Source organism: Paraburkholderia sp. BR14312 (assembly GCF_040948675.1).
Taxonomy (GTDB): domain Bacteria; phylum Pseudomonadota; class Gammaproteobacteria; order Burkholderiales; family Burkholderiaceae; genus Paraburkholderia; species Paraburkholderia nodosa_A.
On the sequence record NZ_JBFPKI010000017.1, the window covers coordinates 85196 to 108240 of the forward strand.

The window sequence follows — 23045 nt, forward strand, 5'->3', positions numbered from 1 at the left end:
CGTCCCAGCGAATAGCGGGACACACCGGATTTAACGCGGCAACTCCGAGCTGCCCATCAGATACGCATCGACGGAGCGCGCGCATTGACGGCCCTCACGGATCGCCCATACCACGAGCGACTGGCCGCGGCGCATGTCGCCGGCGGTGAAGACCTTGTCGACCGACGTGTAGTACGCCTTCTCGCCCTCGGTCGAGGCACGCACGTTGCCGCGCGCATCCTTCTCGACGCCGAATGCTTCGAGCACCGGCGAAACCGGCTGCGTGAAGCCCATGGCGAGCAGCACGAGATCGGCCTTCATTTCGAATTCCGAGCCTGGCACTTCGACCATCTTGCCGTCCTTCCACTCCACACGTGCGGCGATCAGCTTCTCGATCTTGCCGTTCTTGCCTTCGAGGCGCTTGGTGGCGACCGACCAGTCGCGCGAGCAGCCTTCGTCATGCGACGACGACGTGCGCAGCTTGATCGGCCAGTACGGCCACACGAGCGGCTTGTTCTCTTCCTCGGGCGGCTGCGGCAGCAGTTCGAACTGCGTGACGCTCTTCGCGCCGTGACGGTTCGAGGTGCCCACGCAGTCGGAACCCGTATCGCCGCCGCCGATCACGACCACATGCTTGCCCTTGGCGAGCAGCTGGTTCGGCAGCTTGTCGCCGGCGTTGACCTTGTTCTGCTGCGGCAGGAACTCCATGGCGTAGTAGATGCCTTCGAGTTCACGGCCCGGCACCGGCAGGTCACGCGGCGTTTCCGAACCGCCTGCGATCACCACGGCGTCGAACTGGTCCTTCAGTTCGTCCGGCGAGATCGTTTCCTTCGCCGTGTTGCCGATGTACGCAGGCAACTCGCCACGGCCGATGAACACGTTGGTGCGGAACGTCACGCCTTCGGCCTCCATCTGCCGCATGCGGCGGTCGATCAGCCACTTCTCCAGCTTGAAGTCGGGGATGCCGTAGCGCAGCAGGCCGCCGATACGGTCGTTCTTCTCGAACACCGTCACGTCGTGACCGGCGCGCGCGAGCTGCTGTGCGGCGGCGAGGCCCGCGGGGCCCGAACCGACCACGGCAACCTTCTTGCCCGTCTTGTGCTTCGCGACTTGCGGCGCGACCCAGCCTTCGGCCCAGGCCTTGTCGATGATCGCGTGCTCGATCGACTTGATGCCGACCGGGTCGTCGTTGATGCCGAGCGTGCACGCCGCTTCGCAGGGCGCCGGGCAGATGCGGCCCGTGAACTCGGGGAAATTGTTCGTGGAATGCAGGACGTCGATCGCGCTCTTCCAGTCCTGGCGGAACACGAGGTCGTTGAAGTCCGGAATGATGTTGTTGACCGGGCAGCCGTTGTTGCAGAACGGGATGCCGCAGTCCATGCAGCGTGCGCCCTGGATCTTCGCGTCGGCGTCGGAGAGCGCCGCCACGAATTCCTTGTAATGCTTCACGCGCGTGAGCGGTGCTTCGTACGCCTCATGCTGGCGCTCGAACTCGAGAAAACCGGTTGCCTTACCCATAGGGTTCTCGTCTATCTCTATCTATTCGGTGAGGGGACCGCGCCCGCCGCCGCTTCAGTGAGCGCGGCGGGCGCTTCGTCTTCGTTCAGTCGTCGTCTTGCGGATCAGGCGGCCAGTTCTTCCTGGTTCGCCTTCTTCGCGCCGAGTTCGCCCAGTGCGCGCTTGTATTCCGTCGGGAACACCTTCACGAACTGGCGGCGCGCCGCATCCCAGTTCTCGAGCAGCGCCTTGGCGCGCGTCGAGCCCGTGAACTGGAAGTGACGCTCGACGAGTCCCTTGAGCAGCGCTTCGTCGGTCTGGCCCGTGTGCCACAGTGCGCGGTCCACAGTGCGCTCCTGTTCGGCCTGCTGCAGGACCGGGTCGAGCGCGACCATCGACTTGTTGCACTTGCCGGCGAAGGTGCCGTCCGGGTCGTACACGTAGGCGATACCGCCCGACATGCCCGCCGCGAAGTTACGGCCCGTTTCGCCGAGCACGACCACCGTGCCGCCCGTCATGTATTCACAGCCGTGGTCGCCCGTGCCCTCGACGATCGCCGTCGCGCCCGAATTACGCACCGCGAAACGCTCGCCCGCCACGCCGCGCAGGAAGGCTTCGCCTTCGAGTGCGCCGTACATCACCGTGTTGCCGCAGATGATGTTTTCTTCGGACTTGCCGCGGAAGTCGTTGGTCGGACGGATGATGATGCGGCCGCCCGAGAGGCCCTTGCCGACGTAGTCGTTGCCGTCGCCCACGAGGTCCAGCGTGATGCCGCGTGCGAGGAACGCGCCGAAGCTCTGACCCGCCGTGCCCTTCAACTGGATGTGGATCGTGTCTTCCGGCAGACCGTCGTGGCCGTACTTCTTCGCGACGACGCCCGAGAGCATCGCGCCAACCGTGCGGTTCACGTTGCGCACCGGCTGGATGAACGAGACGTGCTCGCCCGTTTCGATCGCCGCCTTCGCCTTCTCGATCAGCGTGTGATCGAGCGCGCGGTCCAGACCGTGGTCTTGCGTGTCGACGTGCTTCTTCGCGACTTCAGCGCCGACCGACGGCTGGTAGAACACGCGCGAGAAGTCGAGACCCTTCGCCTTCCAGTGCTCCACGCCACGGCGCGTGTCGAGCAGATCCGCGCGGCCGACCAGATCGTCGAACTTGCGGATACCCAGTTGCGCCATGATTTCGCGGACTTCTTCAGCGATGAAGAAGAAGAAGTTGACGACGTGCTCGGGCTGGCCCGAGAACTTCGCGCGCAGCACCGGATCTTGCGTCGCCACGCCGACCGGGCAGGTGTTCAGGTGGCACTTGCGCATCATGATGCAGCCCTGGACGACGAGCGGCGCCGTCGCAAAGCCGAATTCATCCGCGCCGAGCAGCGCGCCGATCACCACGTCGCGGCCCGTCTTCATCTGACCGTCGGCTTGCACGCGGATACGGCCGCGCAGCTGGTTCAGCACCAGCGTCTGCTGCGTTTCCGCCAGACCGAGTTCCCACGGCGTGCCGGCGTGCTTGAGCGACGAGAGCGGCGAGGCGCCCGTGCCGCCGTCGTGACCCGCGATCACGACGTGGTCGGCCTTGGCCTTCGCCACGCCGGCTGCCACCGTGCCCACGCCCACTTCCGACACCAGCTTCACCGAGATCGACGAAACCGGGTTCACGTTCTTCAGGTCGTGAATCAGCTGCGCCAGGTCTTCGATCGAGTAGATGTCGTGGTGCGGCGGCGGCGAAATGAGGCCCACGCCCGGCACCGAATAACGCAGCTTGCCGATGTACTCCGAAACCTTGTGGCCCGGCAGCTGACCGCCTTCGCCCGGCTTCGCGCCCTGCGCCATCTTGATCTGGATCTGGTCCGCCGACGACAGGTACTCCGCCGACACGCCGAAGCGGCCCGACGCCACCTGCTTGATCTTCGAACGCAGCGAGTCGCCATCCTTGAGCGGGATGTCCTTGACGACTTCCGGCCCAATGATCGACTGCATCGTGTCGCCGTTCTTGATCGGAATGCCGCGCAGTTCGTTGCGGTAGCGCTTCTCGTCTTCGCCGCCTTCACCCGTGTTCGACTTGCCGCCGATGCGGTTCATCGCAACGGCCAGCGTGGCGTGCGCTTCCGTCGAGATCGAGCCGAGCGACATCGCGCCAGTCGCAAAGCGCTTGACGATTTCCTTGGCCGGCTCGACGTCGTCGATCGAGATCGCGCGCGCCGGGTCGAGGCGGAATTCGAACAGACCGCGGAACGTCATGTGTCGCCTGGTCTGATCGTTGATCAGGTGCGCGTATTCCTTGTACGTCTGGTACGAGTTGCTGCGCGCCGAGTGCTGCAGCTTGGCGATCGCGTCCGGCGTCCACATGTGGTCTTCGCCGCGCACGCGGTAGGCGTACTCGCCGCCCGCGTCGAGCATGTTGGCGAGAACCGGGTTGTCGCCGAAGGCGTCGCGGTGCAGACGGATCGCTTCTTCGGCCACTTCGAACAGGCCAATGCCGCCCACCTTCGAGGCCGTACCCTTGAAGTACTTGGCGATCAGATCGTCAGCCAGACCGACGGCTTCGAAAATCTGCGCGCCCGTGTACGACATGTACGTGGAGATGCCCATCTTCGACATCACCTTGAGCAGGCCCTTGCCCACTGCCTTGGTGAAGTTGTAGACGGCCTTCTCGCCCGACAGGTCGCCCTTGAGGCCCTGCGCCATTTGCGCGAGCGTTTCCATCGCGAGGTACGGGTGCACGGCTTCCGCGCCGAAACCGGCGAGCAGCGCGAAGTGGTGCGTTTCACGCGCCGAACCCGTTTCCACGACGAGACCCGTGCTCGTGCGCAGGCCGTGCTGCACGAGGTGCGAGTGGATCGCCGAGGTGGCGAGCAGCGCGGGAATCGCGACGTTGTCGCGGTCCGCGCGGCGGTCCGACACGATCAGGATGTTGTAGCCCGACTTGACCGCATCGACGGCTTCCGCGCACAGCGACGCGAGACGCGCTTCGATGCCTTCCTTGCCCCAGGCCACCGGATAGCAGATGTTCAGCTCGTAGCTGCTGAACTTGCCGCCCGTGTACTGCTCGATCGCGCGGATCTTCGCGATGTCCTTGAAGTCGAGCACCGGCTGCGACACTTCGAGACGCATCGGCGGGTTGATGTTGTTGGTGTCGAGCAGGTTCGGCTTCGGGCCGATGAACGACACGAGCGACATCACCATGTTTTCACGGATCGGGTCGATCGGCGGGTTCGTGACCTGCGCGAACAGCTGCTTGAAGTAGTTGTAGAGCGTCTTGTTCTTGTTGGACATGACCGCCAGCGGCGAGTCGTTGCCCATCGAACCGACCGCCTCTTCGCCCGACATCGCCATCGGCGCCATCAGGAACTTGAGGTCTTCCTGCGTGTAGCCGAACGCCTGCTGACGGTCGAGCAGCGCGGCGGCTTCGGCGCGCGCGGTTGCGACGTCTTCCGCCTTCGGCTCGATCTCGTCGAGCTTGATGCGCACGGCGTCGATCCAGCTCTTGTACGGCTTGGCGTTGGCGAGGTTGTCCTTGAGTTCCTTGTCGTCGATGATGCGGCCGTGTTCCATGTCGATCAGGAACATCTTGCCCGGCTGCAGACGCCACTTCTTGACGATCTTCGACTCGGGGATCGGCAGCGTGCCGGCTTCCGACGCCATGATGACCAGGTCGTCGTCCGTGACGATGTAGCGCGCCGGACGCAGACCGTTACGGTCGAGCGTCGCGCCGATCTGGCGGCCGTCGGTGAATGCGATCGCGGCGGGGCCGTCCCACGGTTCCATCATCGCAGCGTGGTATTCGTAGAACGCCTTGCGGTTCTCGTCCATCAGCGTGTGCTGTTCCCAGGCTTCCGGGATCATCATCATCATCGCGTGGACGAGCGGGTAGCCCGCCATCACCAGCAGTTCGAGACAGTTGTCGAACGATGCGGTGTCGGACTGGCCCGGATAGATCAGCGGCCAGAGCTTGGGCAGGTCGTCGCCGAGCACGTGCGAGGCGATCGCGCCGGTACGGGCGTTCAGCCAGTTCACGTTGCCCTTCACGGTGTTGATTTCACCGTTGTGGGCGATCATGCGGTACGGGTGAGCCAGTTCCCACGCCGGGAACGTGTTGGTCGAGAAGCGCTGGTGCACGAGCGCCAGTGCCGACACCACGCGCTCGTCCTGCAGGTCGCGGTAATACACGCCAACCTGGCCGGCGAGCAGCAGGCCCTTGTAGACGACCGTGCGCGCCGAGCACGACGGCACGAAGTATTCCTTGCCGTGCTTGAGCTTGAGCGCCTGGATGCGGTGGCTCGCGGTCTTGCGGATGATGTACAGCTTGCGCTCGAGCGCGTCCGTAACCATCACGTCCTTGCCGCGGCCGATGAAGATCTGGCGGATCAGCGGCTCGCTAGCCTTCACCGTGGGCGAGATCGGCATGGCGTGATCGACCGGTACGTCGCGCCAGCCCAGCACGACCTGGCCTTCTGCGCGCACCGTGCGCTCGAGTTCCTGCTCGCAGGCGAGACGCGAGGCGTGTTCCTTCGGCAGGAAGATCATGCCGACGCCGTACTCGCCGAACGGCGGCAGCGTCACGCCCTGCTTGGCCATCTCTTCGCGGTAGAACGCGTCCGGAATCTGGATCAGGATGCCCGCGCCGTCGCCCATCAGCGGATCGGCGCCCACAGCGCCCCGGTGGTCGAGGTTCTCGAGAATCTTCAGGCCTTGCTGAATGATTTCGTGGCTCTTCTTGCCCTTGATATGGGCGACGAAACCGACGCCACAGGCGTCGTGTTCGTTTTGCGGGTCATAGAGACCTTGCGCGGCGGGCACCGCGGCGCGCTGCTGGTGATCGTTCATGGGGACACCGTCAGAGTGGGGCCGTTGCCAGCCGTTGAATCCGTTTTCTTGATTTACGCCGCTTACGTGACCGCTGTACGGCGTTGCGCGGGTACTACGTGCTTCCCGCGTTATGCGCCCAGGAGAGCCGAAAGGCGAATATACGCGACGAATCAAGGGGATGCAAATAAAACGTGATGTTCGAACCCCAATTATCGAGTTGGTGCATTCGCACATTTTTTTATTGGGGTCACATTAAATTGGAGCAAAAGAAAACGGCATCCGGGGATGCCGTTTATTTCGTAAACACTTGATTCGAAAAGCAATCAGTGAGTGCCGGTGCCCGGCTTGCGCTCGTCGTGTTCCGAACTCGAACCGGAGGAGCCTCCGCTGCCGGAACCCTGCGAACCACCGGAATGGCCGCCCGCGCCACCCGGATTTCCACCCGATGTTGTAGCCGAACCACTCCCAGGGTGACCTCCTCCCTGCGTCGAGGTCGGGCCAGCCGGGTTGGCGCCGGCGTGCGAGGTAGAATGGGGGCCAGATTGTGTCGCGCCATGGCTCGCCGGCTGACCACCGGCCCCGCCCGATCCGGCCGCAGGCGTCGAAGCCGGGCTCGCGGTGGCCGCGGCGCCAACGGCGCCCGCCGTCGCCGCAGGCGTGCCTGGCGCCTCGCGCACCTTGCGCGGGCGCCCACGCGGCAGCGGCGAGACGCGCCGGTTCGCCGTGCGCGACGCCCAATCGCGGTACGTGTCGCTGCCGAGCACCCAGCCCTTGAGCGTGGCCTGCATGAGCTGTGTCGTTTCGCGTTCGTCGAGCACCTGCTCGCAGAGTTCGCGATACGCGCGCTGACGCTCGAAAGGCGTATTGCCGAGCGCCCAGTACAGCGGATGGTCGGTGATGAGGCTGTCGACGGTGAGGCCGATGTGATGCCGGTAGCTCGACCATCGATAGTCTTCGGGCGCCGTCACGAGGTGGCTGCGCACCGGTGCGAGCTCGACGACGCGGCTCGCCAGCAGGAAGAAGCGCTCGCCCTCGATGACCGTCGCGCGGTAGCGCCCCTCCCAGAGCGTGCCGCGACGCGCATAGCGCCGGTTGAAATGCGCCACGTAGCGCCGGCCGACCGCCTGCATTGCCTTGGGCAGGCTGGATTCGTCGGAAGGCGTGACGAGCAGTTGCACCGCGCCGGGCATCAAAACCCACGCATGCACCGCCAGATGATGATCGCGCGCCGCGGCCTTCAGGCAGTCGATGAACAGTTCGTAGTCCTGGTCATCGACGAACGCGGGCTGCTGATCGAGTCCGCGCAGGATCACATGCTGTGGCTGATCGGGAACATAAAGACGTGCAAGCCGTGCCATGCTCGATTTTCCTGGTTCCGTTGGTGAATACCCGCAGACCCGCCAGGCCCCACCAGCGCTAGTTCTCGCTGGCATGCGGCTTCGGCGGAAAGCTCGCGGCGCTTAGTAAAAAAGCTCTAACGGTCGCGTCTGGTTTGTTGCAAACGTTGTGTTCATAATGAGCGGGCCTTTCATGGAGGAGCAATTAATATGAAATTAAAACAGGCGCTGGCAGGGGTCGCCGCGCTCGCCAGTTTCACGGCGGCACACGCACAATCCGCAAACACGTTCTACGTCACCACCGGCTGGTTCCGCTTCATGCCGCAGGACACCAGCGATCCGCTCAAGATCGACAGTGTCGGCGGCACGCCCGTCAACATGGCCATTCCGAACACCGGCGCCAGCGTCGGCTCGGCCGACACCGTGGGCTTCTCCCTCGGCTACTACATCACCGACCACTTCGCGACTGAAGCCGAACTCGGCATTCCGCCGAAGTTCGATATTTCCGGCGGCGGCAGCTTCAGCAGCTTCGGCAAAGTCGGCTCGGCGAAACTGTGGAGCCCCGCGCTGCTGTTCAAGTACTACTTCAACAGCCCGGAAGCCAAATTCCGTCCTTACCTCGGCATCGGCGTGACCTACGCCTGGTTCACCGACGCGAAGATAACCAACGGCTCCTTCGAAAACGGTGTGCTTGGGGGTCCGACCAGTGTTTCGACGGATCGTTCCTGGGCCCCCGTGTTTAACCTGGGCTTCAACTACAACTTCACGAAGCACTGGTTCGCCGGTTTCTCGCTCTCGTACATTCCGATCAACGTGACGGCTACGTACAACACGACGCTGAACAACCAGTTCGGGACGCAGCGCGTTGCGGAATCGAAGATTCACCTGAACCCGCTCGTGACGTACCTGAAGGTCGGCTACAACTTCTAACGCGCTGCAGCGCCACGCAGTACCTCGCGCCGGCCCTTCGCCTCGCCCTTGCGGCGTCTGGCGGAGGGCGGCGTTTCCCGCCCGGCCGTGCCCTTCCCGTCTGCGCGTCTCCATCGATTCTCCCCGCCTTCGCATGGGCTTATCCTGATTCTATGCCTCTGCGAAAAAGCGTGCTGTCCCCGTAATCACCTGTTTTGTCACCAGAGAAGGAAGCCCCGCCTGGCGGGCGTTTGCGCCCGGCTCGCTGCGCGCGTTCAAGGCTCGGGCACTGGAATTGCGCAATACTTGCACTCCGGTCCTCGCCCTCCCGCGCCCTTTTTCGTGCGCGCCGCGGCGAGCCTTTTACCTGTGACTTTTCAACGACGGAGCCATACATGAGCGCCTTTCCGAACACGCGAGAAGCCCTCGGAGATTCCTGGACGCGCACGAGCCGACACGCGCGGCGCATTGCACGCCGCGGCCGCAGCGCCGCCGCCGATATCACCGACGAGTTGCGTGATCTGCTCGCCGAGCTGGAAAACACGCTGGGCGAAGGAACCCAGGCCGATGCAGCTGCGCTGCGCGCCGACATCCGCAAGCGTCTGGACGCCGCCCGCGAGCGGCTCGAAGTCGCGCGTGCAGCCGCGCGCGACCACACTGACGCGGCCATCGCCGGCGCCGACGACTACGTACACCGCAATCCCTGGCAGGCCGTAGCGATTGCCGGCGGCGTCGCGCTGGTACTGGGCGCGCTGCTCTCGCGCCGCTGAAGGAGGAGCCGGGCACCGGCCGCCCGGCCCGGGCCCTCAGGCGTCGAGCGCGTGCGGCCCGATCAGGTCGATACGGTCGGTGCAGACCGTATCGACGCCCCAGCTCACGAGTTGGCGAGCGCGGTCGAGTTCGTTCACCGTATAGGCGAGGATGAAAAGCCCCGCCGACTTGATGCGCTCGACGAGCGCCTCGTCCAGATGGCGATGGCTCGCATGCAGCGACACACACTCGAGCGCCGCCGTCTGCTCGCGCCAGTCGGCGGGCACCCGCTCGAATAGCAGCCCGCGCGGCAGTTCCGGCGCGCTCTCGCGCGCCGCCTCGAGCGCCGCATAAGAGAACGACGACAGCAAAGGCGGCGTGCCTGCCCGCGCTTCGCTCTCCCATAGGCGCGCCGTTTCGGCGCCGACAATGCGCCCTGTCTCCACGTCGCGACCCGCGCAGGGCTTGATCTCGACATTCGCCGCAAGCCCCAGTTCGCGACAACACGCTGCGACTTGAGCGAGCGTCGGCATTGGCTCGCCCGCAAAACGCGCGTCCCGCCAGCTGCCCGCGTCCAACGCGGCAAGTTCCGCATAGCGCATGGACGCGGCCGCGCCGTGCCCGCTCGACGTGCGATTCACCGAGTCGTCATGGAGCAGGAACGCGACGTTGTCGACGGACAGCTTGGCGTCGAACTCGACCATCTTATGGCCGAGGCTCGCGCCGGTGTGCAGACCCGCCAGGGTGTTCTCGGGCGCGAGCGTGCCGCCCCCTCGGTGCGCGGCAACGCGCGGATACGGCCAGGACTTGATCAAATCGGCTCCCGGAATCGGCAGGGGCGGTGAGAGGGGGCGAGCCGCGCCCTCAAACGTCATCGGCGACGACGAAGAGGCGGCGGTACTCCTTCAGGGCATAGCGGTCGGTCATGCCCGCGATGTAATGCGCGATCAGCCGCGGCTGCACGGCGGCGTCCTGCGTCTGGTACGGCGGCGGCAGCAGGCGCGAGTCTTCGCTGAACGCCTCGAACAGCCCCTTCACCACGCGCCGCGCTTTGTTGGCCATGCGCATCACGCGATAGTGGCGGTACAGGTTGCGGTACAGGAAGCGCTTGAGCGCCGCCGCCTGCGCGGCCACGTGCTCGCTGTGCGCGACGAGCGCAGGCGCCGCGCGCACGTCGTCGAGCGACTGCGGCGCGCACTCGGCGAGATTGCGTCGCGTCTGCCCGATCAGATCGACGATCAGCGTGTTGATGATGCGCCGCACCGTCTCGTGAATCAGCCGACGGCCCTCGATCTGCGGATATTCCGCGCGCGCGGCGTCGTAGTGCGTTTGCCAGAGCTCGACCTCGGCGAGTTGCTCGATGGTGAGCAGGCCCGAGCGCAAGCCGTCGTCGACGTCGTGGTTGTTATAGGCGATTTCGTCGGCGATGTTGGCGATCTGCGCTTCGATGGACGGTTGCCGGCCGAGCAGAAAACGCTCACCCAGATCGCCCAGATGCCTCGCATGCTCACGCGAGCAGTGCTTGAGAATGCCTTCGCGCGTCTCGAAGCACAGGTTCAGGCCGTCGAACGCGCCGTAGTGCTCTTCGAGCTCGTCCACGACCGCGAGACTCTGGAGATTGTGCTCGAAGCCACCGTGCTCGCGCATGCACTCGTTGAGCGCGTCCTGGCCCGCATGGCCGAACGGCGTATGGCCGAGGTCGTGGGCGAGCGAGATCGCCTCGACCAGATCCTCGTTCACGCGCAGGTTACGGGCGACCGAGCGGGCGATCTGCGCGACTTCCAGGCTGTGCGTGAGCCGAGTGCGAAAGAGATCGCCCTCGTGATTCACGAACACCTGGGTCTTGTACTCGAGGCGGCGAAACGCCGTCGAATGGACAATGCGGTCGCGATCGCGCTGGAACTCGCTGCGCGCGGCGGGCGGCGGCTCGGGATAGCGCCGCCCGCGCGTGCGCGAGGCGTGCGCCGCGTAAGGCGCGATGCCCGCCTCGAATGACGCGATCAGCGCGGCGCTGGCGTCGCCGCCATGCGCGTCGCTACCTTCCTGAACACTACGGGGATCACTACGGTTGTCGCTGCGGGTGTCGCTCACCGTTCCTCCGCAAGGGGTTGTCGCCGGCGCCGCCTCAGCTCTGCGTCGCGGCGGCGAGCGTGGCCTGCACGGCTTCGTCGGGCGCGCGGCCGATGTGCGTCTCGCCGAAGCGCTTGAGCAGGATGAACTTGATCGCCCCGCCCTCGGCCTTCTTGTCGACCTGCATCAGCTCGACATAGCGGTCCGCGCCGAGCGCGGGCGCACGCACCGGCAGCTTCGCGGTCTCGACCACGCGCACGAGGCGCGTGCGCGAAGCTTCGTCCAGCATGCCCATGCGCACCGAAAGGTCCGCCGCCATCACCATGCCGCAGCCCACCGCCTCGCCGTGCAGCCACTCGCCGTAGCCGAGCCCGGCCTCGATCGCGTGGCCGAACGTATGGCCGAAGTTGAGGATGGCGCGCAGGCCGCCCTCGCGCTCGTCGGCGGCCACGACCGATGCCTTGATCTCGCACGAGCGCTTGACGGCGTGCGCGAGCGCTTCGGGCTCGCAACGGTTGAGCGATTCGACGTTGGCTTCGATCCAGTCGAAGAATTCGGCATCGGCGATTGCGCCGGTCTTGATGACCTCGGCGATGCCCGCCGCCAGCTCGCGCCCCGGCAGCGTGGCGAGCGCGCCGATGTCGGCGATCACGGCCTGCGGCTGGTAGAACGCGCCGATCATGTTCTTGCCGAGCGGATGATTGATGCCCGTCTTGCCGCCCACCGACGAATCGACCTGCGAAAGCAGCGTGGTCGGCACCTGGATGAACGGCACGCCGCGCATGTAGCAGGCGGCCGCGAAACCCGTCATGTCGCCCGTCACGCCGCCGCCCAGCGCGATGAGCGTGGTCTTGCGGTCGGCGCGCGAGGTGAGCAGCGCGTCGAAGATCTCGTTGAGCGTTTCCCAGTTCTTGTGCGCCTCGCCATCGGGCAGCACCACCGTATTGACGTCCTTGCCGAGCGGCGCGAGCGCGGTGCGCAGCGTCTCGCCGTAGAGCGGATCGACGACGGTGTTCGTCACGATCGTGACCGACTTGCCGGCGATATGAGGCGCGAAGAGCGCCGTCTGACCGATCAGGCCGGAGCCGATATGGATGGGGTAGGCGCGCTCGCCCAGTTCGACGTTGACGGTAATCATGCTCTGAATCTTTTGGGTTTCCGATGCACTGCCTGCTTCACGACTCACTGCGCGACTCACTGCGCCACCTGCGCCCTACTCGCGCGCAGTGGCCCGCACGACGCCGGCCATGTCGAGCTGCATCAGCACCATGTTGACGAGTCCGTTGACGGAAGGCCGGCCGGTTTCGATCACGAAGTCCGCGACTTCGCGATACAGCGGGTCGCGCACTTCGTAGAGCGCTTCGAGCCGCGCCTTGGGGTCTTCGGTTTGCAGGAGCGGACGATTCTTGTCGCGCCGCGTGCGCAGCCACAGGTCGTGCGGATGCGCGCGCAGATACACGACGAAGCCGCGCGCCTTGAGCGCCGCGCGATTCTCGGGCCGCAGCACCGCGCCGCCGCCGGTCGCGAGGACGATGCCTTCACGCCCCGTGAGCTCTTCGATCATCTGGGCCTCGCGGTCGCGAAAGCCCGCTTCGCCTTCGAGTTCGAAGATCACCGGGATGCGCGCGCCCGTGCGCGCCTCGATCTCGTGATCGGAGTCGAAGAACGGACGCTCCAACCGGCGCGCGACCGCCCGGCCCACGGTCGTCTTGCCGGCGCCCATGAGCCCTACGAAAAATACATTGGCGTTTGCGTCCCGCACTTGCAGCGTTTCCTACGAAAGGTTGGTGCCGCAGCTTACTGGCAAAGCGGCGGCATTGTCGAGCCTGCGGCCTCGGTGTTCCGGCCCCGCAAGCATGCGGCTTCGCGCTTGCGGCCGGGTCGCCCGATCAATCAGGGTCAATTCGGCTCCACGACGCGCGGCGTGATGAATACCACCAGCTCGCTGCGTTGATCCCGGTGCGCGCGATGCGAAAAAAGCGCGCCCAGAACCGGTATTTTGCCCAGGAGTGGCACGCGCGTCACATCATCGCGGTCATCCGTCGCGTCGATGCCGCCAATTGAGACCGTCCCGCCGTCCTCGATTTCCACGCGCGTCTGCACGTGTTTGGTGTTAATTGCAGGCCCGGCGGCCGTTTGCTCGCCGACACTGTCCTTCGCCACATCGAGGTCGAGTATCACGCGGCCATCGGGTGTGATCTGCGGCTCGACTTCGAGTTTCAGGCTTGCGCGCCGGAACTGCACGCCCGAAACGCCCTGCCCGACCTTGGCCTGATAAGGCAGCTCGGTGCCCTGCTCGACGACGGCCTTCGTGCGGTCGGCGGTGACGACGCGCGGACTCGACACCACGCGCCCGCGCCCTTCGGCCTCGAGCGCGCTCAACTGGATGTCGAGCAGGCGCGTGGCGCGCGCGGCCAGCAGCGTGAGCCCAAGGGCTGCAGGCTCGAAGCCGGAAATCGGGCCCGCCGCGAGGTCGTACACCGTGCCGTCGGCTCGGGCGGTCAAGCCGCGGGCCGTCGAGCCGTCCACACTCACCGGCGTTACGCCAAGACGCACGCCCAGCTCGCGCGACAGCCCCTCGTCTCCTTCGACGATGCGCGCCTCGATCAGCACCTGACGCGCGGGCGCGTCGAGCCGCCACACGAGCTCGCTGATCTGGTCGAGTCGCGCCGGCAGGTCGGTGACGAAAAGGAGGTTCGTGCGCGCGTCCGCCACCGCCGTGCCGCGCTTCGAGAGTGCGCGCTGTGACCCCGTGCCTGTCAGGAAACGCCGCAATTCCTCGGCGCGCGCGTAATGCAGCTCGAACGAGCGGCTGGCGAGCGGCTCCAGCTCCGCGGCCCGGGCGTGCGCCTCGTAACGCTGCCGCTCGCGCGCCGCCAGCTCCGCGGCGGGCGCGACCCAGATCACATCGCCGATGCGCGACATCGCCAGGCCGTTCGCCTCGAGCAGCAGGTCGAACGCGGTACGCCACGGCACGCGGTCGAGGCGCAACGTCACCTGGCCGCGCGCTCGTTCGCTTGCGACGATATTGAGCTTCGTGAACTGGGCGAACGCTTGCAGAACGGCGATGATTTCAGCGCGCTGGAAGTTGAGCGTGATCGGCCGGTTTGGCGGCAAACCGTCGTTGTCTGCCGCCGCGTCGCCAAGGCGCATCGGCGCGCGCAGCGGTACGGGCGGCCCTTCGAGCGGCCCGGCTGCCGACGCGTCGCCGGGTTCGCGCGAAGGTTCGCCTGCGGGTTGGGATACGTGAGCGCCGCCGTCTGCGAGTGCCTGCGAAACGTCTTCGGGCATCGGGGCATCGCTGCCTCCTACGAACGGATTGGCGGTCCACTGTTTCGCTGCGGGCTCCGCCGCACCATCGGGCAACGGCGGCACTTCGTAGTGCGCGAGCGCCGCCGGCGAATGTGCCCACCCAGGTCGAGGCTGAGGCACCGCGGCCCATGCAGCGCACGCGGCAACACTCACCATCAACGGGGCGAGGACGGCAACGGTCCGCTTCAGCGCGCTCATTTCACCGGCTCCGCCCAGCCGAGCGCGCGCGTCGTCCCACCCGCCGCGACGACAACCCCCGCCGGCCTGATTTCCAGCACGCGAGCGTCGCCGATCGCCTCTCCCGCCTGCGCGGTCACGACGCCATCAGGCGTTTCCACCAGCGCGACGATGCGCTGCCGATCCTGGAGGATGCCGGCAAGGCGCCACCCGTCTTCCGCCGTACCGGCCGCAGCCGCATGCGTGAAGGGATCGCGAGCCGCCGCTCCCGGAGCCACCGCCAGCGGCACGGCGGGAAGCGCATCGTACACACGCAACGTTGCCGAGACCGACAAACCGGTTCCCATGCGCCGGACTGCAAGCTCGGATGGCACCGTGAGCGCCGGCTCGCGCGCCAACCCTTCGAGCAGTCCACGCAGTTGCGCGAAGCTGCCTTGCGCGACCAGCTTGATCGACCGGAACGCCTCGGCTTGTGCGCCGCCCGCAACGCCAGGCTCCAGCGCATGCAGCACGAGGCCCGATTGCGCGGCGAGCTGCGAGATGCGGCGAATATCGTCGGCGGAATTGCCAGCACGCGGCGCACGCGAAGCCGTTCGCGCCGCAGCGTCGCGCAGCGCGGGCAGGCGCGCCAGGACTTGCTGGGCATCGCCGTAGCGCTTTTGAGCGGTTTGCAGCTCGGCGCGAGCTGCATTCACACCGAGTGGATCTCCGACGATGCAGGCGACGCCCGCGGCGGCGAGAGCCAGCACGGCAATCATCGACGCGACAGCCCGGCGGCGGCGCGTGCTCCACGCGTGAAGCGGCGGCCATCCGCGCAATGCGCTGCCCCTGCCTGACTGCGGCGAAACAAGCCCCCGCTCCTGTCCAGCGCGCGCAGGCATCGTGCTCATGTCGCCTCCTTCGCGGCGGCGCCGCTCGACGCTCGGGACGCCTCGCGCACTCGCGGTGCGCCGCCCTGCGGCACAGTGCTCGCGCCTTGCCAGACGAGATGAGCTGCCACGCGAATCGGTTCGCCATCGGGCACACGCTCGCGTGCAGCGCCAGCCGGCACGCCGCGCTTGAGTTCGCGCACGCTCAAGGCCTCGACGTCGGGCAGCGAGCGCAGGCGTCCGAGCCAAGCCGCAGCCGCCGATTCGTCCGCCGCGCTCGCCTGCAGATCGGTTTCATCGGCGGACTGCGCAAGCTGCTGCAAGCCGACGCCTGGAGCAGGCTCACTCGCCAACGCGTCCGCAAGGGCGAAAAAGCGCGCCGTCGCCTGCGCGTGCTGTCGGGCGAGTCGATCGCCGATGCGGCGCGCTTCGATCTCCCGCGTGAGGCGCTGCGCCTCGGCGAGCGGTGCCCGCCACTGCGCCAGTGGCCGCTCCAGCGCCTCGCGCCGAGCCTCGAGCGTGCTGCATTCGATGCGCTGCCAAAGCACGACACCCAGCGCACACGCGCATCCGCCAAGCGCCGCGGCGCCCCATTCGAGCAGGCGCCAGCGGAGCCTCCTGCGGATGGCGCGGCGCCGCCACGGCAGCAAGTTGAAACCGCCGACGGCCCGGCCCGGAAAGCCGCGCACAGCGCGCGCGAGCGTCATTCCGCCACCCCGCGCAGCGCGAGCCCGAAGGCCACCGCGCACGCCGGATCGTGCAACAGCGTCGCCGCGAGCGGCCACTCGACGTCGGCCAGCGGTGCGCATTCGAACGGCAGCACTGGCGCACCCAGCGCGTCGCCGATGTCGGCCATCGTGAAGTTTGCGCCGCGAAGCATGGCAAGCTCGCCCGAGACCTGCACGCAGCCGGCCTGCTCGCCGTCGACGAGGTCGTGCAGCGCCTCCACGAGATCGGCATGTTCGAGCGCGGGAAAGCGCATGTGCCGGATGACCGAGTCGTCGACGAGCAACCAGCCGTGCACGCCTTCCGGGCCGACCCAGATCGCCACCCAGGGTTCGTGCGGCGGCAACTCGTACACCGCCGCGTGCCGCATGGCGCGCAACGCGGCGTGCGCCTCGCCGTCCACGGCGCACAGCGTGATGCCCGCCATAGCCGCGCATTCGATGCGCGATTCGAGATGCTGCCGCGGCGTCGCCGCGATCGTCACCTGTGCTTCGCGGCTGCGCGGGGTGGCCGGCAGCACGCGCCAGTCGACCGCCAGCTCGCCGCGCTCCACGCCCGCCGTGCGCTCCGCCTCCGCCAGCACGAGCGGCTCCAGCGCTGCGTGAATACCCGATTCGTCCGTCGCGCCCGCCGGCGCCAGACGCGCAAGCGGCACGGTCGCGACGAGCGTCGCGCTCGTGGGCAGCGCCATGGCGCAACGCAGCGACGCCGCCGCGCTGGCGCGCGGCAACTCGCCAAACACGCAGCGAAGCGCCGCGACGATGGCCGCCCGGTCGACGATCTCCGCGCCGGCGAGCGCCTCGCGCGCGAGCGGCGCGCTCGCCAGCCATTCGAGGCGGACCGGCCCCGCCCCGACAATGCGCTGGCTCAACACCACCAGCGTGACCCCGCGCACGCTTAAATCCACACCCGCGGCAAACCGGCGAGCGCCCAACAACAGCGGATTCCCGAAACCCATCGCATCCCTCCCGTACGTCCGCGCGCCGCAAACCGTTCGCAGCGCGTCGATGGAGAAATTGTGCGAATCGCGGTGGCGCACGAATACTCGGCCGAACGGCCAACGGTCGCCGCCAGCGCTATCCACGCGCGAGGGGCGCGTCTACAGTGCGAATATCAGCAGAGGCGTCAGCAGACGCATCGACAGAAACAGCGGATCGCGTGCTCGCCCGCGCCGTCCATGTAAGCATCTCGAAAGCCCGCGGGCGAGCGGCGGCTATAATCGCGGGACTGTTTTTCTGGTGTTCGTATGCAAGATCAGCTTCCTTCGTCCGTACCGCCTTCCACGCCGCCCGAGCCGCCCCGGCGGCGCAAGCGCCCGTGGTGGGCCACGCTGCTGATCGCCTTTTTCGGCCTCATTTTCGCCGGCGTGGTGTGTGTGGCGCTCGTACTCGGCTACGCGCTCGTCGTGGCGACACCGAACCTGCCGTCGCTCGAGGCGCTCACCGACTATCGCCCGAAGGTGCCGCTGCGCATCTACACGCGCGACCATGTGCTGATCGGCGAATTCGGCGAGGAGCGGCGCGACATCGTCCATTTCAAGGACGTGCCGGACAACCTCAAGAAGGCCATTCTCGCCATCGAAGACGCGCGCTTCTACGATCACGGCGGCGTCGACCTCGCCGGCATTGCGCGCGCGGGCTTCGTCGCGCTCACCAATGGCCATGCCACCCAGGGCGCCAGCACGATCACCATGCAGGTGGCGCGCAACTTCTTCCTTTCGAGCGAAAAGACCTACACGCGCAAGATTTACGAGATGCTGCTCGCCTATAAGATCGAGTCGAAGCTCTCGAAGGATCAGATTCTCGAGGTGTACATGAATCAGATCTATCTGGGCCAGCGCGCATATGGCTTCGCGAGCGCCGCGCGCGTGTACTTCGGAAAGGATCTGAAAGATCTCACACTCGCCGAGTGCGCGATGCTGGCCGGGCTGCCCAAGGCGCCGTCGGCCTACAACCCGGTCGTCAATCCGAAGCGGGCGAAGGTGCGCCAGGAGTACATTCTCCAGCGCATGCTCGAGCTGCATTACATCACCCAGCAGCAGTACGACGAGGCCGCGGCGCAGCCGCTCGTCGTCAAGGGTGCGGGCAAGGAATTCAGCGTCCACGCCGAGTACGTCGCGGAAATGGTGCGCCAGATGATGTACGCGCAGTACCACGAGGAGGCGTACACGCGCGGACTGAACGTCGTCACCACCATCGACTCCGCCGATCAGGATGTCGCCTATCGCGCGCTGCGCAGGGGACTGATGGACTACGAACGGCGCCACGGCTATCGCGGGCCCGAGGCGTTCATCGACCTGCCCACGGACAGCGACGAGCGAGAGCAGGCCATCGACGACGCGCTCGTCGAGCACCCCGACAACGGCGAACTCGTGGCGGCGGTCGTCACGGCGGCGAGCCCGAAGGAAGTGCGGGTCACGTTCATGGACGGCAACACCACGAGCGTCACTGGCGACGGGCTGCGCTTCGCGCAGTTCGCGCTCTCCACGCGCGCGCAGCCGTCGCAGAAGATCCGGCCGGGCGCGATCATCCGCCTCGCGCGCAACAACGCAGGCGACTGGTCGATCACGCAGCTGCCGCAAATCGAAGGCGCATTCATCTCGATCGTGCCGCAGGACGGCGCGATCCGCGCGCTCGTGGGCGGCTTCGACTTCAACAAGAACAAGTTCAACCACGTCACCCAGGCGTGGCGTCAGCCGGGTTCGAGCTTCAAGCCGTTCATCTACTCGGCGTCGCTCGACAAGGGGCTCGGGCCGGCGACGGTCATCAACGACGCGCCGCTCTTCTTCAGCGCCGCCGAAACGGGCGGCCAGCCGTGGGAGCCGAAGAACTACGGCGGCGGCTTCGACGGCCCCATGAGCATGCGTACGGCGCTCATGAAGTCGAAGAACCTCGTGTCGATCCGTATCCTCAACCACATCGGCACGAAGTACGCGCAGCAGTACATCACGCACTTCGGCTTCGACGCCGACCGGCATCCCGCCTACCTGCCGATGGCGCTCGGCGCGGGTCTCGTCACGCCCCTGCAGATGGCCGCCGGCTACTCGGTGTTCGCCAACGGCGGGTATCGCGTGAATCCGTATCTGATCGCCGAAGTCACCGACCAGCGCGGCATGGTGGTCGCCCAGGCGCAGCCGCTCGTGGCCGAGCAGAACGCGCCGCGCGCCATCGACCCGCGCAACGCGTTCATCATGAACAGCCTCTTGCAGAGCGTCGCGCAGCGCGGCACGGGCGCGAAGTCGAACGTCCTCAAGCGCGCCGACCTGGGCGGCAAGACCGGCACGACCAACGACTCGCGCGACGCGTGGTTCGCGGGCTATCAGCACACGCTGGCCGCGATCGCCTGGATCGGCTACGACAACCCGCGCAGCCTCGGCGACAAGGAAACGGGCGGCGGTCTCGCGCTGCCGGTCTGGATCGACTACATGCAGAAGGCGCTAAGCGGCGTGCCCGAGTACAAGATGGCGATGCCGGACGGCATCGTCACGCTCGGCGACGAGCTCTACTACGCCGACGCCACGCCGGGCCACGGCTTCGTCTCGACAGTGGGCATCAGTCAGGCGGCGCTCGAGGCGTCGGCTGGCGGCGCATCGGGCGCCGACGATGCCGGTGCAGATCCGACGCCCGAGCACGTGAATGCGAAGGAGAAGGAAGACATCATGAATCTGTTCCGCGGGCACTGAGGCACACCGCAGCAATGGCCATGAAAAAACCCCAAGGGTCGGATCTATGTCCAACTCTTGGGGTTCAGTTCACAGTCTTGCGACTCGCGCCCGTTTCTTTTATGAGCTCACGCTTGCGCGCTTATGGCTCGAACCGTACCGGCTCGCCCGCCTGCTCCGTTGCATAGGCCGTGAGCGCCGAGAAGAATTCGGTGCCCGTGCGCGTGTCGCGCCATTTGTCGTCGATGAAGCGATAGTGGAAACCGCCCGCCTTCGCCGCGATCCAGATTTCGCGCATCGGCGGCTGCAGGTTCACGATGATCTTCGTGCGATTCTCGAATTCGAGCGTCAGAACGTTGCCGCTGCGCTCGAGTTCGATGTCCGCTTCGGCCTCGTCCACGGCCCGCTCTACGGCCGCCAGCACGGCCTCCGCGCGGCTCAGGTAGTCATTGTCTGGCATGCTAAACTCCACCGGTTATTCATTCAGGGACAATTATGCGTGTCATTTCCCGGACGCGCGCAGCGGCCCCCAGCGCATGGACGCCCCGCGCGATTCTAGCGGCTTTTGCGATCGGCGCCGTCGCGCTCGCAGGCTGTGGCCAGCGCGGCGCGCTCTACATGCCCACCGTGCCGCCGCTTCCGCCCAAGCCCAATTTCGAAACCACGCAGCCGGAAACCGGCGCGACGAGTGCAGGCGCGCCCGCGAGCGCTCCCGAGTCTGCATCGGCGCCCATCGGCACGATTCCGGACACCTCCGGCACGCCGCTGTCGTTGTCCCCGGACACCGAACTCGGCACCCCACCCGCGACCACCGGCAGCCCGCAGGCGGCTTCCGACGCCACGCCAACCCAGTAAAAACGCTCGCATGACCCAGTCCGCTTTTCACCGCGATAACGGCACGCTCTTCGTAGAAGGCGTCTCGGCCGCAGATCTCGCCGCACAGTACGGCACGCCGCTTTATGTGTATTCGCGCGCGGCGCTCACCGCCGCATGGCACGCCTACGCCGACGCCTGCGCCGGCCGCCGCGCCAAGGTGCACGTCGCGGTCAAGGCGAACAGCAACCTCGCCGTGCTCAACGTGTTCGCGCGCGAAGGCGCGGGCTTCGACATCGTTTCGGCGGGCGAACTCGCCCGCGTGCTCGCGGCAGGCGGCAAAGCGCAGGACGTGGTGTTCTCGGGCGTCGGCAAGACCGCCGGCGAAATGCGCGAGGCGCTCGAAGCGGGCGTGAAGTGCTTCAACGTCGAATCGATTCCCGAACTCGACCGCCTCAACGAGGTGGCGGGCAAGCTCGGCAAGAAGGCGCCGGTTTCGCTGCGCGTGAATCCGGACGTCGATCCGAAAACGCATCCGTACATTTCCACCGGCCTGAAGGCGAACAAGTTCGGCGTGGCATTCGACGAAGCGCGCGCGACCTATCGCGCGGCCGCGGCCATGGCGCACCTGGACGTGGTCGGCATCGACTGCCACATCGGCTCGCAGATCACCGAAATCGCGCCGTATCTCGACGCCATCGACAAGCTGCTCGAACTCGTCGACCAGATCGAAGCCGACGGCGTGAGCATCCGCCACATCGACGTGGGCGGCGGCCTCGGCATCACCTACGACGACGAAACGCCGCCCGACATCGGCGAGTTCGTGCGCACGGTGCTCGACCGCATCGAGGCGTATGGCGCAAAAACGGGCAAGGCGCGCGAGGTGTACTTCGAGCCGGGCCGCTCGCTCGTGGGCAATGCGGGCATCCTGCTCACCACGGTCGAGTTCCTGAAGCCAGGCTCGGAGAAGAACTTCGCGATCGTCGACGCCGCGATGAACGACCTCGCCCGTCCCGCCATGTACGACGCGTATCACGCGATGGAGCCGGTCGTTGCGCGCCAGTCGGCGCCGCAGACCTACGACGTGGTCGGCCCCGTGTGCGAAAGCGGCGACTGGCTGGGCCGCGCACGCTCGCTCGCGATCGAACCGGGTGACGTGCTCGCGATCCGCTCTGCGGGCGCCTACGGCTTCGTGATGAGCTCGAACTACAACACGCGTGCGCGCGCCGCCGAAGTGATGGTCGACGGCAAGCGCGTGCATCTCGCACGCGAGCGCGAAAACGTGGCGGAGTTGTTCGCCAGTGAGCGCGTGCTGCCGGACTGAGTCTTTCGTCCGACCGCCCATGAAAAAAGCGACGCCTCGGCGTCGCTTTTTATTTGCCTGCCTGCGTGCTCTGCACCTACGCGGCGCCCGCATCCGCGCGCGCGGCACGCCAGCGCGCAAGCAGCCACACGGCCGCGCGCCAGCCGAGCAGCGCCAGCATGATCGCGCCGTAGAGCTTGGGCAGCACGAGGTCGTGCTTGCCCGCCTTCATCCACCAGAAGTGCAGAATCGCCAGCACGCCGATCGCGTAGATGAGCCGATGCAGCGTCTGCCAGCGCCGTCCGAGCCGGCGCGCCATCGCGCGCGTGGACGTCACGGCGAGCGGAATCAGCAGCACGAACGCCGCAAAACCCACCGTGATGAATGGCCGCTTGCCCACGTCCTTGAGCATCGCGGCGACGTCGAACCACTTGTCGAACCAGATGTAGGTCGTGAAGTGCAGCGTCGCGTAGAAAAACGCGAAGAGGCCCAGCATGCGTCGAAAGCGGACCAGCGTATTCCAGCCCGTGATTCGTCGCAGCGGCGTGACCGCGAGCGTGATGCAGAGGAACACCAGCGTCCACAGGCCCGTGGAACGCGTGATGAACTCGATCGGATTCGCACCGAGCCCGTCCGTGAAGCCGAACAGCACGAGGCGCGCAAGCGGATACAACGCCGTGACGAACACCGCCATCTTCGCCCACGGCAGCCAGCGCGGGCCCGTCACGCTCGCCACACCCGCCTTTCGCGCAGGGCGCGCCTGGCCCGCCCCCACGCGCGCGGCGGCCTGTGGTGTCGTCGTCGATTCCATCTCTCGCTCCATCAAGCTCGTTG

General features: G+C 66.6%; 16 protein-coding genes and 2 pseudogenes. 5 read left to right on the forward strand and 13 right to left on the reverse strand.

Features of this window, described 5'->3' with window-relative positions; translation table 11 throughout:
• Window positions 1-30: 30 nt before the first annotated feature.
• From AB3X98_RS36765 to AB3X98_RS36775, 3 genes and pseudogenes are all read right to left on the reverse strand, one after another.
• Window positions 31-1497 (reverse strand): glutamate synthase subunit beta, encoded by a 1467-nt coding sequence (locus AB3X98_RS36765; protein ID WP_069268240.1) that lies wholly within the window; start codon window positions 1495-1497, stop codon window positions 31-33.
• Window positions 1498-1601: 104 nt separating this feature from the next.
• Window positions 1602-6302 (reverse strand): glutamate synthase-related protein, encoded by a 4701-nt coding sequence (locus AB3X98_RS36770; RefSeq protein ID WP_368610404.1) that lies wholly within the window; start codon window positions 6300-6302, stop codon window positions 1602-1604.
• A gap of 650 nt (window positions 6303-6952) precedes the next feature.
• Window positions 6953-7642, reverse strand: a pseudogene (locus tag AB3X98_RS36775) (transposase); the annotation flags it as partial.
• A 189-nt stretch (window positions 7643-7831) separates the two neighbouring features.
• On the opposite strand from AB3X98_RS36775, the gene AB3X98_RS36780 reads away from it, so the two are divergent.
• The gene (locus AB3X98_RS36780) at window positions 7832-8551 is read left to right on the forward strand and encodes an OmpW family protein (protein ID WP_133186264.1); all 720 of its coding nucleotides are present in this window, start codon (window positions 7832-7834) and stop codon (window positions 8549-8551) included.
• Between the two features lie 374 nt (window positions 8552-8925).
• Window positions 8926-9300: a YqjD family protein gene (locus tag AB3X98_RS36785; protein WP_069268237.1), complete on the forward strand. Its 375-nt coding sequence runs from the start codon at window positions 8926-8928 to the stop codon at window positions 9298-9300.
• Between the two features lie 36 nt (window positions 9301-9336).
• Here AB3X98_RS36785 and ugpQ read toward each other — a convergent pair whose 3' ends face one another.
• From ugpQ to pilM, 8 genes and pseudogenes are all read right to left on the reverse strand, one after another.
• Window positions 9337-10095 (reverse strand): glycerophosphodiester phosphodiesterase, encoded by a 759-nt coding sequence (gene ugpQ, locus AB3X98_RS36790; protein WP_368606217.1) that lies wholly within the window; start codon window positions 10093-10095, stop codon window positions 9337-9339.
• Between the two features lie 49 nt (window positions 10096-10144).
• A pseudogene (locus tag AB3X98_RS36795) lies at window positions 10145-11278 on the reverse strand (deoxyguanosinetriphosphate triphosphohydrolase); the annotation flags it as partial.
• Between the two features lie 127 nt (window positions 11279-11405).
• Complete coding sequence (gene aroB, locus AB3X98_RS36800) at window positions 11406-12497, reverse strand: 3-dehydroquinate synthase (RefSeq protein ID WP_368606219.1); 1092 nt, start codon at window positions 12495-12497, stop codon at window positions 11406-11408.
• A 66-nt stretch (window positions 12498-12563) separates the two neighbouring features.
• A complete protein-coding gene (gene aroK / locus AB3X98_RS36805; RefSeq protein WP_069268233.1) occupies window positions 12564-13118 on the reverse strand; it encodes a shikimate kinase AroK in 555 nt (184 codons plus the stop codon).
• 131 nt (window positions 13119-13249) lie between these two features.
• Window positions 13250-14860, reverse strand: coding sequence for a type IV pilus secretin PilQ (locus AB3X98_RS36810; protein WP_368606216.1), 1611 nt, complete (start codon window positions 14858-14860; stop codon window positions 13250-13252).
• Entirely contained in the window at window positions 14857-15729 is an 873-nt protein-coding gene (locus AB3X98_RS36815) for a hypothetical protein (RefSeq protein WP_368606215.1), read from the reverse strand. The genes AB3X98_RS36810 and AB3X98_RS36815 overlap by 4 nt, the downstream gene beginning before the upstream one ends.
• Window positions 15726-16415 (reverse strand): fimbrial assembly protein, encoded by a 690-nt coding sequence (locus AB3X98_RS36820; RefSeq protein ID WP_342949814.1) that lies wholly within the window; start codon window positions 16413-16415, stop codon window positions 15726-15728. The genes AB3X98_RS36815 and AB3X98_RS36820 overlap by 4 nt, the downstream gene beginning before the upstream one ends.
• Window positions 16412-17392, reverse strand: coding sequence for a type IV pilus biogenesis protein PilM (gene pilM, locus AB3X98_RS36825; RefSeq protein ID WP_368610405.1), 981 nt, complete (start codon window positions 17390-17392; stop codon window positions 16412-16414). Before pilM ends, AB3X98_RS36820 begins: the two co-directional genes overlap by 4 nt.
• Window positions 17393-17680: 288 nt before the next feature.
• On the opposite strand from pilM, the gene AB3X98_RS36830 reads away from it, so the two are divergent.
• Window positions 17681-20116: a penicillin-binding protein 1A gene (locus AB3X98_RS36830; RefSeq protein ID WP_368606213.1), complete on the forward strand. Its 2436-nt coding sequence runs from the start codon at window positions 17681-17683 to the stop codon at window positions 20114-20116.
• Between the two features lie 121 nt (window positions 20117-20237).
• Here AB3X98_RS36830 and cyaY read toward each other — a convergent pair whose 3' ends face one another.
• Window positions 20238-20555 carry an iron donor protein CyaY gene (cyaY, locus tag AB3X98_RS36835; RefSeq protein WP_342949811.1) on the reverse strand — a complete coding sequence of 106 codons (318 nt, stop codon included), beginning with the start codon at window positions 20553-20555 and terminating at the stop codon, window positions 20238-20240.
• Window positions 20556-20590: 35 nt separating this feature from the next.
• On the opposite strand from cyaY, the gene AB3X98_RS36840 reads away from it, so the two are divergent.
• Together AB3X98_RS36840 and lysA are read left to right on the forward strand one after the other, a co-directional pair.
• On the forward strand, window positions 20591-20950 hold the full coding sequence (locus tag AB3X98_RS36840; RefSeq protein WP_368606212.1) for a lipoprotein: 360 nt from the start codon (window positions 20591-20593) through the stop codon (window positions 20948-20950).
• Window positions 20951-20960: 10 nt separating this feature from the next.
• Window positions 20961-22232: a diaminopimelate decarboxylase gene (gene lysA / locus AB3X98_RS36845; protein WP_069268226.1), complete on the forward strand. Its 1272-nt coding sequence runs from the start codon at window positions 20961-20963 to the stop codon at window positions 22230-22232.
• A 76-nt stretch (window positions 22233-22308) separates the two neighbouring features.
• Here the strand turns inward: lysA and msrQ are convergent, their stop codons facing one another.
• Window positions 22309-23034: a protein-methionine-sulfoxide reductase heme-binding subunit MsrQ gene (msrQ, locus tag AB3X98_RS36850; protein WP_368606211.1), complete on the reverse strand. Its 726-nt coding sequence runs from the start codon at window positions 23032-23034 to the stop codon at window positions 22309-22311.
• Between the last annotated feature and the right edge of the window lie 11 nt (window positions 23035-23045).

Excerpts from the sequence above, each read along its gene's own strand:
- AB3X98_RS36765 (WP_069268240.1), bottom strand. The coding sequence starts at position 1,497 with ATGGGTAAGGCAACCGGTTTTCTCGAGTTCGAGCGCCAGCATGAGGCG.
- AB3X98_RS36770 (WP_368610404.1), bottom strand. The coding sequence starts at position 6,302 with ATGAACGATCACCAGCAGCGCGCCGCGGTGCCCGCCGCGCAAGGTCTC.
- AB3X98_RS36780 (WP_133186264.1), top strand. The coding sequence starts at position 7,832 with ATGAAATTAAAACAGGCGCTGGCAGGGGTCGCCGCGCTCGCCAGTTTC.
- AB3X98_RS36785 (WP_069268237.1), top strand. The coding sequence starts at position 8,926 with ATGAGCGCCTTTCCGAACACGCGAGAAGCCCTCGGAGATTCCTGGACG.
- AB3X98_RS36810 (WP_368606216.1), bottom strand. The coding sequence starts at position 14,860 with ATGAGCGCGCTGAAGCGGACCGTTGCCGTCCTCGCCCCGTTGATGGTG.
- AB3X98_RS36815 (WP_368606215.1), bottom strand. The coding sequence starts at position 15,729 with ATGAGCACGATGCCTGCGCGCGCTGGACAGGAGCGGGGGCTTGTTTCG.
- AB3X98_RS36820 (WP_342949814.1), bottom strand. The coding sequence starts at position 16,415 with ATGACGCTCGCGCGCGCTGTGCGCGGCTTTCCGGGCCGGGCCGTCGGC.
- pilM (WP_368610405.1), bottom strand. The coding sequence starts at position 17,392 with ATGGGTTTCGGGAATCCGCTGTTGTTGGGCGCTCGCCGGTTTGCCGCG.
- AB3X98_RS36830 (WP_368606213.1), top strand. The coding sequence starts at position 17,681 with ATGCAAGATCAGCTTCCTTCGTCCGTACCGCCTTCCACGCCGCCCGAG.
- cyaY (WP_342949811.1), bottom strand. The coding sequence starts at position 20,555 with ATGCCAGACAATGACTACCTGAGCCGCGCGGAGGCCGTGCTGGCGGCC.
- AB3X98_RS36840 (WP_368606212.1), top strand. The coding sequence starts at position 20,591 with ATGCGTGTCATTTCCCGGACGCGCGCAGCGGCCCCCAGCGCATGGACG.
- lysA (WP_069268226.1), top strand. The coding sequence starts at position 20,961 with ATGACCCAGTCCGCTTTTCACCGCGATAACGGCACGCTCTTCGTAGAA.
- msrQ (WP_368606211.1), bottom strand. The coding sequence starts at position 23,034 with ATGGAGCGAGAGATGGAATCGACGACGACACCACAGGCCGCCGCGCGC.